At 57.1% G+C, this 14,350-nt stretch carries 13 protein-coding genes; 1 reads left to right on the forward strand and 12 read right to left on the reverse strand.

Annotated features, from left to right (window positions below; all coding sequences use genetic code 11):
• Positions 1-125: 125 nt before the first annotated feature.
• A complete protein-coding gene (locus tag AC2FLO_RS09395; protein ID WP_496752491.1) occupies positions 126-1,346 on the forward strand; it encodes an aminopeptidase P family protein in 1,221 nt (406 codons plus the stop codon).
• A gap of 30 nt (positions 1,347-1,376) precedes the next feature.
• On the opposite strand, the gene speB is transcribed toward AC2FLO_RS09395, so the two are convergent.
• From speB to AC2FLO_RS09455, 12 genes are all read right to left on the reverse strand, one after another.
• The gene (gene speB, locus AC2FLO_RS09400) at positions 1,377-2,354 is read right to left on the reverse strand and encodes an agmatinase (RefSeq protein ID WP_480583398.1); all 978 of its coding nucleotides are present in this window, start codon (positions 2,352-2,354) and stop codon (positions 1,377-1,379) included.
• Positions 2,355-2,643: 289 nt separating this feature from the next.
• The gene (locus AC2FLO_RS09405) at positions 2,644-3,933 is read right to left on the reverse strand and encodes a flavin-dependent oxidoreductase (protein ID WP_496752488.1); all 1,290 of its coding nucleotides are present in this window, start codon (positions 3,931-3,933) and stop codon (positions 2,644-2,646) included.
• A gap of 69 nt (positions 3,934-4,002) precedes the next feature.
• Positions 4,003-5,532 (reverse strand): acyl-CoA dehydrogenase family protein, encoded by a 1,530-nt coding sequence (locus tag AC2FLO_RS09410; RefSeq protein ID WP_496804424.1) that lies wholly within the window; start codon positions 5,530-5,532, stop codon positions 4,003-4,005.
• A gap of 100 nt (positions 5,533-5,632) precedes the next feature.
• Positions 5,633-6,508: an amidohydrolase family protein gene (locus AC2FLO_RS09415; RefSeq protein WP_496752485.1), complete on the reverse strand. Its 876-nt coding sequence runs from the start codon at positions 6,506-6,508 to the stop codon at positions 5,633-5,635.
• 15 nt (positions 6,509-6,523) lie between these two features.
• Positions 6,524-8,341: a feruloyl-CoA synthase gene (locus AC2FLO_RS09420; RefSeq protein ID WP_496752483.1), complete on the reverse strand. Its 1,818-nt coding sequence runs from the start codon at positions 8,339-8,341 to the stop codon at positions 6,524-6,526.
• A gap of 2 nt (positions 8,342-8,343) precedes the next feature.
• Positions 8,344-8,826: a MarR family winged helix-turn-helix transcriptional regulator gene (locus AC2FLO_RS09425; protein WP_480583409.1), complete on the reverse strand. Its 483-nt coding sequence runs from the start codon at positions 8,824-8,826 to the stop codon at positions 8,344-8,346.
• Between the two features lie 4 nt (positions 8,827-8,830).
• Positions 8,831-9,598 (reverse strand): crotonase/enoyl-CoA hydratase family protein, encoded by a 768-nt coding sequence (locus AC2FLO_RS09430; protein WP_496752481.1) that lies wholly within the window; start codon positions 9,596-9,598, stop codon positions 8,831-8,833.
• Positions 9,599-9,608: 10 nt separating this feature from the next.
• Positions 9,609-10,373: an SDR family NAD(P)-dependent oxidoreductase gene (locus AC2FLO_RS09435; protein WP_496752479.1), complete on the reverse strand. Its 765-nt coding sequence runs from the start codon at positions 10,371-10,373 to the stop codon at positions 9,609-9,611.
• A gap of 91 nt (positions 10,374-10,464) precedes the next feature.
• Positions 10,465-11,778, reverse strand: coding sequence for a TRAP transporter large permease (locus AC2FLO_RS09440; RefSeq protein WP_496752477.1), 1,314 nt, complete (start codon positions 11,776-11,778; stop codon positions 10,465-10,467).
• Entirely contained in the window at positions 11,775-12,359 is a 585-nt protein-coding gene (locus AC2FLO_RS09445) for a TRAP transporter small permease (RefSeq protein WP_480486114.1), read from the reverse strand. Before AC2FLO_RS09445 ends, AC2FLO_RS09440 begins: the two co-directional genes overlap by 4 nt.
• A gap of 58 nt (positions 12,360-12,417) precedes the next feature.
• A complete protein-coding gene (locus tag AC2FLO_RS09450) occupies positions 12,418-13,458 on the reverse strand; it encodes a TRAP transporter substrate-binding protein (protein ID WP_496752475.1) in 1,041 nt (346 codons plus the stop codon).
• 337 nt (positions 13,459-13,795) lie between these two features.
• Positions 13,796-14,239, reverse strand: coding sequence for a MarR family winged helix-turn-helix transcriptional regulator (locus tag AC2FLO_RS09455; protein ID WP_496752473.1), 444 nt, complete (start codon positions 14,237-14,239; stop codon positions 13,796-13,798).
• Positions 14,240-14,350: the final 111 nt, after the last annotated feature.

Genomic DNA, 14,350 nt, shown 5'->3' on the forward strand with positions numbered 1-14,350 from the left:
TCTCCGCTGCGATGGCGTCGCGGCGTTTAAGGGGATGATCGGCTCTCGGACCCCGAGACCGCCTGTCCTGAACGCCGGGACATGTGGCCGGGATTTGTCGCCCGGCAAAGATGAGAGACCAAGTGATGACCGACACAACAAAACGCCCCGAATTCTTTACCTGTCACAATGGTGACAAAGCGCCTTTGCCGTTCAGCAAGGGTGAGTATGATCGCCGTCTCAGCAGGCTTCGCAGCATTATGGCCGCACGTGATATTCCTGCGGTTCTGCTGACATCAATGCAAAATATCGCCTACTACTCGGGCTTTCTGTATTGTTCCTTTGGCCGTCCGTATGGCTGCGTGGTCACCCAAGAGGCCTGCACCACCGTTTCGGCCAACATCGACGCCGGGCAACCGTGGCGCCGGTCAGTCGAAGACAACGTGATTTATACTGACTGGAAGCGCGACAACTATTGGCGTGCGGTTGCAAGTCTGATCGGCAACGCCAAGCGGATCGGCATTGAAGGCGACCACATGACGCTGGCCGCCCGCGACACCGCCCTGCGGATGCTGGGTACCCCCGAGCTGGTTGACATCGCGCCGGATACAATGACCGCGCGCATGGTCAAATCCGCTGAAGAGATTGAATTGATCAAGGGTGGGGCTCGCACCGCGGATGTTGGCGGGGCGGCGATCCATGCCGCCATCCGTGAAGGCGCAACTGAGATCGAGATTGCCATGGCGGGCCGTGACGCAATGGAAGAGGAAATCGCGCGCGCTTATCCAGACGCCGAATATCGCGACACCTGGGTTTGGTTCCAGTCCGGGCTGAACACCGATGGCGCACATAACCCGGTTACAAAACGCGCTCTGCAAAAAGGCGATATCCTGTCGCTGAACACTTTCCCGATGATCTCGGGCTATTACACCGCGCTGGAACGTACCCTGTTTCTGGGCGAGCCGGACACTGACAGCCTGCGCCTTTGGAAGGCCAATGTGGCGGCCCATGAACTGGGCCTGAGCCTGATCAAACCCGGTGCGACCTGTTCAGGCATCACCGCCGAGATCAACCGTTTCTTTGCCGATGAGGGGCTGCTGCAATACCGCTCGTTCGGGTATGGCCACTCGTTCGGCATTCTCAGCCACTATTACGGGCGTGAGGCGGGTCTGGAACTGCGCGAGGATATCGACACCGTGCTGGAACCTGGAATGGTCGTTTCAATCGAGCCCATGCTGTGGATCCCCGAAGGGCAACCCGGTGCAGGGGGCTACCGCGAGCATGATATTCTGGTGGTGGGCGAAGACGGGGCCGAGAACATCACCGGCTTCCCATATGGGCCCGGCCACAACATCATCGGTGCCTGATACAAAGAAGGGGGAGCAAACGCTCCCCCTTCATTTTTCGCGACCGGCGCGTTCGTGAAAGATAAAACCCAGGAAATTCAACAATAGCTGCGCGGCCAAAATCTGCGTGCTTTCGCTGGGGTCATAGGCTGGTGCCACTTCGACAAGGTCGATGCCGACGACATTGCCGCGTTTAGCGAGGCCCTGAAGGATTTCCAGAACGTCATAATACAAAAATCCCCCATGGCTTGGCGTCCCAGTCCCCGCCGCGATAGAGGGGCAAAAGGCGTCGATATCTATTGTCACATAGTACCGAGCACCTTCAGGAATGCGTTCAAGAACGCCCCCGGTTCCCAGCTTTCTCACCTGACGCACGGACAGGATGTCTGATCCACGTGCGCGTGCGTCCTCGTATCCTTCCTTGGCGGTTGACGAGACGTTCCGAATGCCCAACTGGGTCATCCCCGAGACATAGTCTTTCTCGATCGCCCGTCGCATGGGGTTGCCGTGGCCATTGGTGACACCGTGACGCTCGTCCACGAAATCCAGATGCGCATCGATTTGAACCACGTGGATCGGGCCATTTTGTGCACAATCATATTCAAACGCGGAAATGCAGGGAATGTTGACAGAGTGATCGCCGCCGATCACAAGCGGCAGCGCCCCGGCGAACAGAATTTTGCGAACACCATAGGCGATGTTTTCGTGGCTGACCTCGGTCTTTGTGTGGACGATATCCGCATCCCCCAAATCCACGATACGCACGGAACTGTCCAGATAGGTTGCATCGTCTTCGTGGTCATATGCTCCAGCATGTCCAAAACTGAACAGGGTCGAAGCTTCGCGCACGGCCCGAGGGCCGAACCTTGCCCCGGCGCGCCATTGCGTGCCGAAATCAAAGGGGGCACCTAGGACACAAACATCCGCATCAATATTATCCCAATCCTCGACATACGGAGATTTTCCAAAGGTCGATATTCCAACGAAAGGTAGGTTCAGTCGTCCTGACGCATATCCATGATCCTGCATATTCAATCCTTTCAATGGCCCTGTCGCCTTGCGTGCAATTGAACATGAGAAGGCGGTGCAATGAAATTAATTTCCTTCAATCAAACCATGTCTGGCGTTCAGACAGGTTTGATCCGGTGCATTCTTTCCGTTTAGCTGTTGGTCGTTTCGCCACAAACGAAAATTCAGAGAGGCAAGCTGGGGTACCGCAAAATCGTTCACGGCAGCGCGTGATTTTGCGGGCGATACACAGGTCCGGCGAAGCGGTGTTTTCATGGGTGCAGATGTTCAATCCCCGAAGGCTTTTACATCATGCCTGCCGCACAAGTTGCGAGCCGGGCGCAATCGTTGGCGGTGCGCTGTTCAGGGCGTCACGCGCGAAACCGGCGGCAGCTTTGTATTTGGCCATGAAACTGGCCCTTTCAGCCAAGGAAATGACCGTTTCAATATTGTCGAACACACCGGCGCAGCGGTCGTTGACCAAATTCAACAGGCCAAAAGGCCCGGCACCCCGATTGCGAAGGACAAGGTCTGACACCGGACCGCACAGCGTGTCATCATAAGCCACCAGCGCGGTTGAACCCACGCCATGCTTGAGCAAGCTGGCCCCCAAAACGCGGGCGTCCATGATCGCCTGGCTGGCCCCATTCGAACCGGTGGGGTACATCGGATGGGCGGCGTCTCCGATCAAGGCAACCGGCCCGTCAACCCACGTTTCAACCGGATCGCGGTCGATCATCGGGTTTTCGTATGTCACACCCGCACCGCGGATCAGAGCTGGAACATCCAGCCAGTCATAGGTCCATCCGTCAAAATGGTGCGCAAAATCCTTGGCCTCAACCTGCCGGAACCATCCGGTTGCCGCATGCGCGGCCGGGTCATCGTGGGTGACTTCGGCAATCCAGTTTATCAGCGCCAAGCCGGTTTCGGGGTCGGGGTGCGAGATCGGGTAGATCACCATTCGTTTCTTATGCGTACCCAGTCCGACAAAGGAGGAACCCGTGCGCACGGGCTTTGCCAGTGTTGTGCCGCGCCACATGACGGCGCCTCCCCAGTGGATCGGAGGTTGGCTTGGATGCATTTGGGCGCGGATGGCTGAATGGATACCGTCGGCGCCGATCAGAATGGCACCGGTTTCGCGGATAGCCCCCTCGTCAGTTTGCAGCCGCACTGTAACCGTCTCATCCGCATTTATCTGGTACCCAGTGGCCCGAGCACCAAGGCGTACGGCATCCGGGCCTGCGCGTTCAACAAACCGCTTGTAAAGCGCCATGTGAAACGCGCCGCGATGCACCGCGTATTGCGGCCAGTTGTAACCGGCAAAAGTTCCGCGCGGTTCCGAATAAATCTCATGCCCATTCAAACCAACAAGCGCCCATTCCCGCGCTGGGACGCCAAACCCGTCCAAGTCCCGAACCGTGAAACCCAGATCGTACAACTCACGCACGGCGTTGGGTTGCAGGTTTATCCCGACACCCAGGGGGCGCGGGTGCCTAACGCTTTCAAAGACGGTGCAGTCGATGCCAATCTGATGCATTGTCAGCGCCAGCGACAACCCGGCAATACCACCGCCCGCGATCAGCACTTTTGGATCTGTCATGTTGCCTGCCTTTCTGTCCGACTGGCGATGGGTATTGGTTGTCGATAATCGGCGCGTGTGGATCAAGCCTCAACCGCAAATGCGTTTGATCCGTTCCGGGGATGGGTGGAGGCTCGCGGCGTTGCGCAGCCGCGCCCGCAAGCAGATCAGAGCGGTATCAATCGTCGTTTGCATGAACCCATGCGCCATCGCCGCGCTGTCACCCTGCTTCAGCTTTCTGCGAGCGGATTGCCAAGTGTCCAGTGCGTCCGAAATCGCATTGCATGTCCAATGCTCGGCTTCTTGTGCAACAAATTCGGCGAAGGCGTCACCCGCAGGCCCTGCGGCCAGACGTGTTGCCAGCATACGCGCGTGTATGCCGTTGGCCCCTTCGTAAATCGAGGTAATACGGGCATCACGATAGGTCTGCTCCAGCCGGTATTCGCGCAAATAGCCATAGCCGCCCAGAACCTGCATACCCAATTCGGCGGCCTTGATACCGGCGTCGGAGCAATAGACCTTGGCAACCGGGGTCAGAAAATCGACCAGGTCAGGCGATGTGCCCCGTTCCATTGTGACAAATGCAAGATGTGCAAGACTGCGGCTACTGACCGCCAGCCAATCGATTTGATCCAGCATGCGGCGGATGTCGGCATGTTGATCCAGTGTTGCCGGTTGACCGTCGGGATTGCGTCCCTGCACCCTTTCACTGGCATAAGTACTGGCAATGTCATAAGCCCGCGCGGCGTGCGCGACGCCCTGTAGGGCGACATCAAGCCGGGCGTGGTTCATCATGGTGAACATGGCCAGCAGGCCTTCACCCTCGACCCCGATCAATTCAGCTTTGGCCCCATCAAATGCCAGCTGGCACGTGGGCGAGGCATGCAGGCCCATCTTTTCCTCGATGCGCGTTACGGTAGCGTGGTTGCGGCTGCCGTCAGTGCAGGAGCTGGGGCATAGAAACAGCGATAAACCTCTGACGCCGTCATCGGACGTGCGCGCAAGCACAAGATGCAGGATGTGATCGCTCATGTCCTGGTCACCGCCAGAGACAAAGATCTTTTCGCCCGTGATCCTCCAGCCATCCTCGGCAGGTTCCGCCCGGCAGCGCACGCGTGAAAGGTCAGATCCGGCCCCGGGTTCGGTCAGGCACATGGTGGCCAGTGTTTCACCCGAGGCCAGAGACGGAATGTACCGGTATTGCTGATCCTTTGTGCCAAAGTGCAACAAGGTACGCACCGCGCCCGGAACCAACCCCGTAACCATCTGAAGGCTGTGGTTTGCGCCCGAAAACACCTCGGAGGTGATTGCCAGCATCAGGGCACCAAGCCCTTGACCGCCATATTCTTCAGGCACGGTGAGCGAGGGCCAGCCCTGTTCCGAATACGTGGCGTAAACTAGGGCAAAGCCAGCCGGCATGGATACGCGACCGTTTTCCAGCGTGCATCCCTGCCTGTCTCCCGGCTCGTCCAGCGGGGCAATTTCACCTTGTGCGAAGGCGGCAAAATGTTCGCCGATCTCACCAGCCAGGTCAGCGTCCCAGTCTGGAAGCTCGGTAGCCCGGGCTACGTGGTTCAACGTGAATAAGATGTCCGCAAGCGGGGCTTCGAATGGCTTCATGGTCATATCACCCGACAGTTAGCGATTCCGACGGCCACGACGCGGCCCGGTTCTGGCGGTTCGGAACAGTCGAAGTTCAAAGTGACTGGGTAGGGTAGCATCACGCAGTCAGTCCCAGCAGGCGCGCGGCATTGCCTTTGATGATGTCCGGGCGCAGTTCGTCCTTGATATTGATCTTCTCGAAATCCGACAGCCAGCGTTCAGGAGTGATCATTGGCCAGTCGGACCCAAACAGAACCTTTTTCCTGAGGATCGAGTTGCAGTATTTCACCAGGATCTCGGGGAAGTACTTTGGTGACCAACCGGACAGGTCGATATAGACGTTGGGCTTGTGCTGTGCCACGGACAGAGCCTCTTCCTGCCAGGGAAACGACGGATGTGCGAGGATGATCTTCATATCCGGAAAATCGACGGCGACGTCATCCATGAACATCGGATTCGAGTATTTAAGCCGCATTCCGTTACCGCCGCGCATGCCCGAACCGACACCGGTCTGGCCTGTGTGAAACAGGGCGATGCAGCCTTCCTCGGCGATTGCCTCGTATAGTTCATAAGCCATACGGTCATTGGGGTAGAACCCCTGCATCGTCGGATGAAACTTGAACCCTTTGATACCAAATTCGCGGATCAGGCGGCGCGCCTCGCGTGCGCCCATCTTGCCCTTGTGCGGATCGATTGACGCAAACGGGACGAGCACGTCGTCATTTTCCGCCGCCAATGCGGCAACTTCTTCGTTCTTGTAGCGCCGATAGCCGGTCTCCCGCTCGGCATCGACCGGGAAGATCACCGCGGCTATGTTTTGCTCGCGATAGTGCTGTGCAGTTTCGGGAACCGTAGGCGGGTGGCTCCACGGAGCGCCAAAGTAGTTGGCCATGGTTGCCTGCAGGTCGTCATAGCCATCATCCGAGTGGCACCCGCAGGGTTCTTCAGCGTGGGTGTGAATGTCGATTGCGCGAACCTTGGAGATATCGACCATCTGTTCGTTCCTTTCTCAGATCTTTACGATTGCCGGGTCGACGTCGTCATAAAGACGCTCAAGTAAATTTTGCCGGCGTGTCAGTATCTTGCGGAAATTGAGGTTCCCCTTGGCGGTCATTTCGCCCTCGGGCATTGAGGCGGGCTCGCTAAGGACAATGGCGCGCCCGACCCGTGTGGAACTGCCCGATAACTCGCGGGCGCGCTCTGCCAGGCGGCGGTGAATTTCGCCTTGCAGCAATTTGCAGCAGTAGGCGCCACTGTCGTCGTTCAGGTCAAATCCTTCCCGCTTCAGCTCGGCAACATCGGGAAAGACCATGACGCCGATCTCATTTCTGTCGGCACCTGTAATGACCAGATCTGAGGCAAGAGGCGCAAGACAGGTCAACAAGTCCATCCGCAATTGCGCGGCACGCACCCATGTACCGGTCAGCAACTTGAAATCTTCAGAAATCCGGCCATCGAATTTCATACCTTTGTTTACGTCCTGCGGGTCGATGAACCGCATGGCGTCGCCGGTAATGAAAAACCCTTCTTCATCGAAAACACTGGCCGTCTTTTCGGGTTCGTTAAAATAACCTGGCATCACGTTTGGCCCTTTGATGCGCACTTCGCACCGCATGTCTTCATCCGGTATCAGCTTGAGTGTCACGCCGTTCATCGGAACGCCAACAACCCCGGAACGATCAATGGGCTCGGACTGCATCATTGTGGCGGGCGCTGTCTCGGTCAGTCCCCAGGACGAGGTCATCAGCGGTATCTCACCTTTGACATCCAGCGCCATCTGTTCAAATCCAGACCAGATGTCCTGTGGCAGTGAAGCGCCCGCATAAAAGATCAGATCAAGTTCTTCGAAGAACCGCCGACGCAAATCGCCATCCCGCTGCAATGCGCCCAGCAGCATGCCGTAACCTACGGGAACATTGAAGCTGAGCGTGCCGGTGACCATGGACAGGTTTTCCAGCGTCCGCTCAAACAGACCAGCTACCGGTTTGCCGTCGTCGATGTAGAAGCTTCCGCCGTTGGCGAGCATCATGTTGAAGTTATGTGATCCGCCAAAGACGTGGTTCCATGGCAGCCAATCGACCACACGGGGCGGACGCGTGCGCAGAAATGGCAACGCGTCGGCCAGCATGGTCTGGTTCACACACATCATGCGTTGGGTCGTGATGACCCCCTTCGGGGCCGAGGTTGAACCGCTGGTCATCAGGATCTTGGCGACGGAATCGGGGCCAACCAGTTCATAAGCGGCCCCAAGATCGACACTGACATCCCCTTTGAGAAGTTCGTCGAACGCTGTGACCTGGCTGTTCCCGCCCTTTCGGCTGGCCACGATTTCGATCCCTTGAAGCGCATCCAGTTCCAGCGCCTCTCGGTATTTATCCGCATCGACGACATAGGCCATCTTCGGGCGCACCAGTTCGATGGCATGGCGCAGGCGGCCGTGCGCGCCATGGATCAACGCGTACTGCTCAGCCACGGGGGCTGTTGGTATGCCGATATACTGAGCAGCCAGACTCAGAAGGCCATGATCCAAGCTGTTACCGCTCATGATCAGGATCGGCGTGTCTGGCCCCATCCCACGCCCCAATAGCGAGCTTGCGATGGCTCGCACCTTTTCAAGCGTGGTCGCATAGCTTTCCTTGCGCCATCCCGCGCCGCTGCGTTCAGCAATGAACGTGCGGTCAGGCGCGTCCGAGGCCCAGGCGTGCAGCCAGACACCGGTTTTGTCGACGACAGGACCAAGAGTGTGGTTCGATTTTAGCAGGATGGAGCCGTCGGCCCGATCTTCGCGCGAAACAGAATGCACCAGGTATTCCGATGTGCGTTGCATGATCAGCCCCTTTTCCTCGCTTTTTCGATCGTCCTGAGGGCATCGAAAACGGTGGTGATGGTTGCGTCATCCAAACCGGCCATCAGCTTGCCTTCGTGGGCGGTAACCGCGGCGACGGCCTTTTCATATAATTGCCTTCCCGCCAGTGTCGTCCTGAGGGCATAGGCGCGCCGGTCGGTGGGTACCCGGTCGCGGACGATCAGTTCCCTGCGTTCCAGTTCATCAATGATAACAACAAGGTTCGGGCGCTCGATATCCATTGCGTCAGCCAGTTGGGACTGCCGCAAACCGGGGTTGTCGACGATGAGAACCAGTGCCGTATACGTCAGCATTCGCAGATCAAAGGGGCGCAGAGTTGTCGTCAGATCTTCCTGCACCACATTGAAGGCCCGTTTCATGCGATACCCGACAAACCCCCGCAGCGTAGCATCGCTAATCGTGTTTGGTGCGCCGTCTTCTGGCGTGTGTTCATGTTTCCTTTTCATGTGTTCACCTGAAGTTCGGGGCGCGCTTTTCAAGAAAGGCCCGCAGCCCCTCCTGCGCATCGGGTGTTGTTTGCGACAGGGCCGCAGCCAGAGATTCAGTAAACAGCCCGTCGTTTTGCGACATTTCATTGATCCGCGCGACCGCCTGAATCATCAGATAGTTGGACAGTGGCGCGTTTCGGGAAATCTTACCTGCCAGCGTTTGGGCCAGCGCCAAACCCTCGCCTTCACCAACGCTATAATGTGCCAGCCCCAGCGATACCCCTTCATCGGCACCATATTTGCGGCCGGTCAGCATCATCTCGGTCATCCGATCGGCCCCCAGCAGGCGACCGACCCGCGCGGTCGCACCGCCGCCGACAAATATTCCGCGGCGGCCTTCGGGAAGCTGAAAGATCGTCGAAGGTTCAGCGATGCGAACATGTGTTGCCGCTGCAAGCTCCAGCCCGCCGCCGATCACGGCACCAAACATGGCCGAGACAACCGCAAGCCCACCAAACTGGATCTTGTCCATGACACTGTGCCAGTGGCGGGAATGATGCAGGTTTTCCTCGGCTGTACGAAGAACATGCTCGGACAGGTCCAATCCGGAACAATAGTGCCCTTCAGTTCCGGTCAGGATCACCACACGCACGTTCTTGGGTGGTGCAGAAAAGAAATCATCCAGCGCTCCCAACAGTTCCTCGCACATCGCGTTTCGCTTGTCGGGGCGGTTCATGGTCAGGGTCGCGATGGATCCGTTGACCTCAATGTTCAGGATTTGGCTGTCCATGGGGAACTCCTTACCGGGGCGGCAGACGAACGGCGCCGTCAAGTCGAATAGTGGTGCCATTCAAAAACGGGTTTTCAACGATCTGTTCGGCGAGCATTGCGAACTCGCGCGCTTCGCCAAGGCGGGCAGGGAAAGGAATGTTCGCAGTGATCTTGGCAGTGACCTCTTCCGGCAAGCCTTCCATCATTGGCGTGTGGAACAGGCCGGGTGCGATAGCCATCACCCGAATACCCGACTGTGCGAGTTCCCGAGCGGCAGGCAGGCACATCGACGCGATTGCCCCTTTGGACGCGGCATATGCCGCTTGACCCAATTGACCGTCCTGCCACGCAACCGACGCCGTGTTGATGATCACACCGCGTTCACCGTCAGCCAACGGGTCCAGCTCGGCCATGAGTCTCGCCGCGTGGCTCATCACGTTGTAGGTGCCAAAAAGGTTCACGCGCAGAGTTTTCTCGAACACGTCGAATGACAGCTTGCCTTCGCGCCCAACGATCCTGGCCGCCATGCCGACGCCTGCACAACTGACGGCGATTCTGGGCGCCGACCCGAAATGGGATACTGCCGTCTCAAACGCGGCACTGACGGCGGCCTCGTCACTGACATCGGCTTGCAGGGCAAGACCACCAATTTCGTCAGCGACTGCCTTCGCACCTGCAGCATTGAAATCCAAAACGGCAACCTTTGCTCCGCTGGCGGCGAAATGCCTTGCCGTTGCAGCGCCCAGTCCGCTTCCACCGCCGGTGACCAGGGCGATACATCCACTTAACTGCATGGTGCTCTCTCCAATTTAGTATGCTCAATCATTGTTGTATCTCATACCTATTTTCGTATGGGCCTGCTCCGGACCGCTGTTGGTGTCTAAGCTAGGGGATCAGGAACAGGGTAATGGCTGGAAACAGCACCAGGATCATGACCCGAATGATGTCAGAGGTGACGAACCACATGACTGCCTTGTAAGTTTGGGTCATCGGGGTTGAACGATCCATGGCGTTGATAATGAACAGATTCATTCCGACCGGAGGGGTGATCAGCCCGACCTCGACAACGATCAGAACTAGAATACCGAACCAGATGGCCACATGTTCGGGGCTCATGCCGAAATCCAGTGCGCTGATGACCGGAAAGAAGATCGGGATTGTCAGCAGGATCATTGACAGGCTGTCCATAAGACATCCGAAGATCAGATAGAACACCAGGATCAGGCACAACACCATCCACGGGCTGAGCCCAAGTCCAACGACCCAGCCAGACAGTTCCTGCGGTACCTGAGTGAGCGCTAGGAAACTGTTATACAGCCCTGCGCCCAACACGATGAAGAAGATCATCGCCGTGCTTGAGGCCGTGGCAATGATGCTTTCGACGAAGACCTGCCAGTTCAGATTGCCCGAGATCAGAGCGATCAACCCGGTTCCCGCCGCCCCCACGGCTGCGCCTTCGGTTGGGGTGAACCAGCCAACATAGATGCCACCAACAACAAGGCCAAAAACCAGCAGGACAGGCCAGACATCCAGCAGTGCCCGTACGCGTTCAGGATAAGGGATCGCTTCGCGGGTGCCCGCGGCGTCAGGATACATGCGCACATAGATCGAAATCGTGATGATATAGCCGAGCGCTGCCAGAATGCCGGGGACAAAGGCAGCGAGAAACAGCTTGGCGATATTCTGTTCCGTCAGGATTGCATAGATCACAAGGATCACCGAAGGCGGGATCAGAATGCCCAATGTGCCGCCAGCAGCAAGCGTTGCGGTCGAAAACCCGCCGGAATAGCCGTAGCGGCGCAGTTCGGGCAGCGCGACACGGCTCATCGTCGCGGCGGTGGCCAGGGAGGACCCGCAGATTGCGCCAAATCCGGCACAAGCGCCAACTGCCGCCATGGCGACGCCCCCTTTACGGTGGCCCAACCAGCTTTCGGCCGCTTTGAACAAGGCCGAAGACATGCCCGATAATGTCGCGAACTGCCCCATCAGCAGGAACATCGGAATGATCGTCAGCGAATAGCTGGAGAAGGTAGAGTAGGTTTCGGTTTTGAGCTTGGCCATGAACATGCTGGTGCCACCCATGGCAAAATACAGCCCGCCAATCCCGCACAGCAACATGGCAAGGCCAATCGGTGCGCGCAGGAAAATCATTATAAGAAGTACGGGAAAGGACACGTAGCCCAGTTCGAGCATGGTCAATGTGCGGCCTCCCCGCGATAGGGCAGGATATGACGCCCGGTGACAAGCTCGATGACCTGCGCGACGGCGCAATAGACAGCAACAAGTGATGCGACAAGGGCGGCAACAAAGCTTAGCCCATAGGCCCACCAAACAGGAAATTGCAGCAGAAAGGTCGTTTCACCATAGTCCAGCTTGTTTTGCATGCCGACAAACAGGCGCCACGTAATCAAAAGGATGACAAGCGACAGGACGATTTCCCAGAACGTGATGATCACCTTGTTCACCTTAGCCGGAAGGGCGTTTGTGAATACATCGACCGTGGCGTGAGAGCCGTAGAGCTGGCAGATCGGCAGGAACGAGAATATGGCGAATGCAACGCCGGCTTCGACCAGTTCAAAATCGCCATTCACCGGCCCGACGCCCGATGCAATCAGCGCATTTGCCGCTGCTTCCGACAGTGACGTCAGAATGTCCGAGTGACCCAGCGTGTTCAAGCCGCGCCCCAGCACGCTGACACACGTCAGCAGGACCAGCGCAGTCAGAACCACACCGCCGAGAACGGCCATGAAGCGCGCGATACGCTCAACCAGTTTCTGCATGATCAACTCCAAAGGGATTGCTCTCCCAGCGGGAAATAGCGCCGGAAGAGCGACCGGATCAGTTGCCGGAGTATTGCGAAATCAGTTCGAGCGCGCGGGCGCGCAAGCCGGTTCCGTCCAGACCTTTTTCATCCATTTCGGCGATCCAGGCGTCAGTGGTCGGCTGTGATGCTGCCTTCCATTCCGCAACCTGTTCCGGGCTCAGCGTGATGATGTTGTTGCCGCGTTCCATCGCCTGCTTGTGTGGTCCGTCATCATCGGCCTGCATCTGCTTGCCTGCGAAGGCCGAGAATTCAGCGCCCGAGTTGGCGTCGATGACGGCCTTCAGATCGTCCGGCAGCGCATCCCAGCGGTCCATGTTCATCGCGAAGATGAAGGTGGTGGTATATAGCGTGTCATCGCCAAAGGTCGTGTGGTTTCCGACCAGTTCGTTGACCTTCAGGGCGCCGGTCACTTCCCAGGGAATCACAGTTGCGTCGATCACGCCTTTAGACAGCGCTTCAGGTACCGCGGGAACAGGCATGCCAACCGGGGTTGCCCCAAGCGAGCTGAAAAGGCCGTTCGTTACGCGTGTCGGTGCGCGCAGCTTTACACCGTTCAGATCCTCGATGCTTTCGATCGGCTCCTTTGAATGGATTAGACCGGGCCCGTGCACCCAGAGCCCGAGAACTTTGAATTGCTTGAAGTCATCGTCCATCATGGTTTCTTCGGCCAGATCCCAATAGGCGCGTGAGACGGCTTCTGCATTCGTCATGGTGAACGGCAGTTCGAACACTTCGGTCCGGGGAAAGCGGCCCGGCGTATATCCGGACACCGTCCAGACAATGTCGGCCACACCATCAATGGCCTGGTCGATCAGTTCGGGGGGTTTGCCCCCAAGCTGCATGGACGGAAACCTTTGAATTTCGATCCGGCCATCCGAATCCGCTTCGACCTTGTCGGCCCAGACATCCAGAACGTTCTTGGGTACGTTGGCTTGTGCTGGCAGGAATTGGTGCATCCGCAGTGTCACTTCGGCCGCAATGGCAGTGGTTGACATGGCGCCAAAAGCAATCGCCGCCACTGCAGATTTGAGTATGGTTCTGCGCAAGTTGGTCATGGTCTCCTCCCTAGATGACCTATGAGTATCATCCCTGTTCATGATTGCTCATATTAGTTATGATTTATAACGATTTTGATCCACTTTCTTAGTGTTTGGTTTCAGGTCCTTTTCGGAAAACAGAATGCTCACACATGTGAACCTTTTCGTCGAAACGTTACGCAACAGACAGGTTATGCGCGGACGCCAAGTTATCCTCTCAGGATTACATTGCCCTCGGTTGGCTCAAAGGTAAATTGAGATTTCTTAGATTTTAGTTTCTGTTTTCGGAAACTAAAGTGCGAAAACGGTTGATTTGCTTTCCCTGTTTCAATTGAACCAGCGCCCGCGGTGGAATTCAAGACCGTGTGTTATCGTTGGTGACAGCTTCAACTGCCTTGCCTGCGAGCTTCAGGAAAGTTTCGCGTTCATTCGGAGTTAGCCCTTCGAGGATCTCATTTTGCAGGTCAATTACGACTGGCGCAGCTGCCGCTAGGATGTCTTTTCCTTTTTCGGATAAGGTGACCTCTCGCGCGCGTCTGTCACGTTGACTGACCGCGCGCTTGACGTAGTTTTTCTGCTCCAGCCGGTCGATAACCCCGCCGATTGTTGCGCGGTCATAGGCGATTTTCGCCGCGATTGTGGCCTGATCAATGCCGGGTTCGGCGCGAATTGTTTCAAGTGCTGCGTACTGAACGGATGTAAGGTCGATCCCGGCCTCCTGCATCCGGACCGAGAACACGTGGGTTGAAATCTGATTGAGCCTGCGGATGAGGTGACCCGCCATTCCGTAAATACTCATTCAAAACCTCCGAAATCACTTTACGCCGTCACTTTTTCAGAACTACCGCGGCAATTAGTGAGTGTACATATCTTTGTTGACAAGAAATAGTAAGTATAGTTATTAAAATTG

Source organism: Ruegeria sp. TASC047 (genome assembly GCF_059612445.1).

Bases quoted from the DNA above. Each gene is read 5' to 3' on its own strand.
- AC2FLO_RS09395 (WP_496752491.1), top strand. From the start codon at position 126: ATGACCGACACAACAAAACGCCCCGAATTCTTTACCTGTCACAATGGT.
- AC2FLO_RS09435 (WP_496752479.1), bottom strand. From the start codon at position 10,373: ATGCAGTTAAGTGGATGTATCGCCCTGGTCACCGGCGGTGGAAGCGGA.
- AC2FLO_RS09445 (WP_480486114.1), bottom strand. From the start codon at position 12,359: ATGCAGAAACTGGTTGAGCGTATCGCGCGCTTCATGGCCGTTCTCGGC.
- AC2FLO_RS09415 (WP_496752485.1), bottom strand. From the start codon at position 6,508: ATGGTCGATATCTCCAAGGTTCGCGCAATCGACATTCACACCCACGCT.
- AC2FLO_RS09455 (WP_496752473.1), bottom strand. From the start codon at position 14,239: ATGAGTATTTACGGAATGGCGGGTCACCTCATCCGCAGGCTCAATCAG.
- AC2FLO_RS09420 (WP_496752483.1), bottom strand. From the start codon at position 8,341: ATGCAACGCACATCGGAATACCTGGTGCATTCTGTTTCGCGCGAAGAT.
- AC2FLO_RS09425 (WP_480583409.1), bottom strand. From the start codon at position 8,826: ATGAAAAGGAAACATGAACACACGCCAGAAGACGGCGCACCAAACACG.
- AC2FLO_RS09410 (WP_496804424.1), bottom strand. From the start codon at position 5,532: ATGAAGCCATTCGAAGCCCCGCTTGCGGACATCTTATTCACGTTGAAC.
- speB (WP_480583398.1), bottom strand. From the start codon at position 2,354: ATGCAGGATCATGGATATGCGTCAGGACGACTGAACCTACCTTTCGTT.
- AC2FLO_RS09430 (WP_496752481.1), bottom strand. From the start codon at position 9,598: ATGGACAGCCAAATCCTGAACATTGAGGTCAACGGATCCATCGCGACC.
- AC2FLO_RS09450 (WP_496752475.1), bottom strand. From the start codon at position 13,458: ATGACCAACTTGCGCAGAACCATACTCAAATCTGCAGTGGCGGCGATT.
- AC2FLO_RS09405 (WP_496752488.1), bottom strand. From the start codon at position 3,933: ATGACAGATCCAAAAGTGCTGATCGCGGGCGGTGGTATTGCCGGGTTG.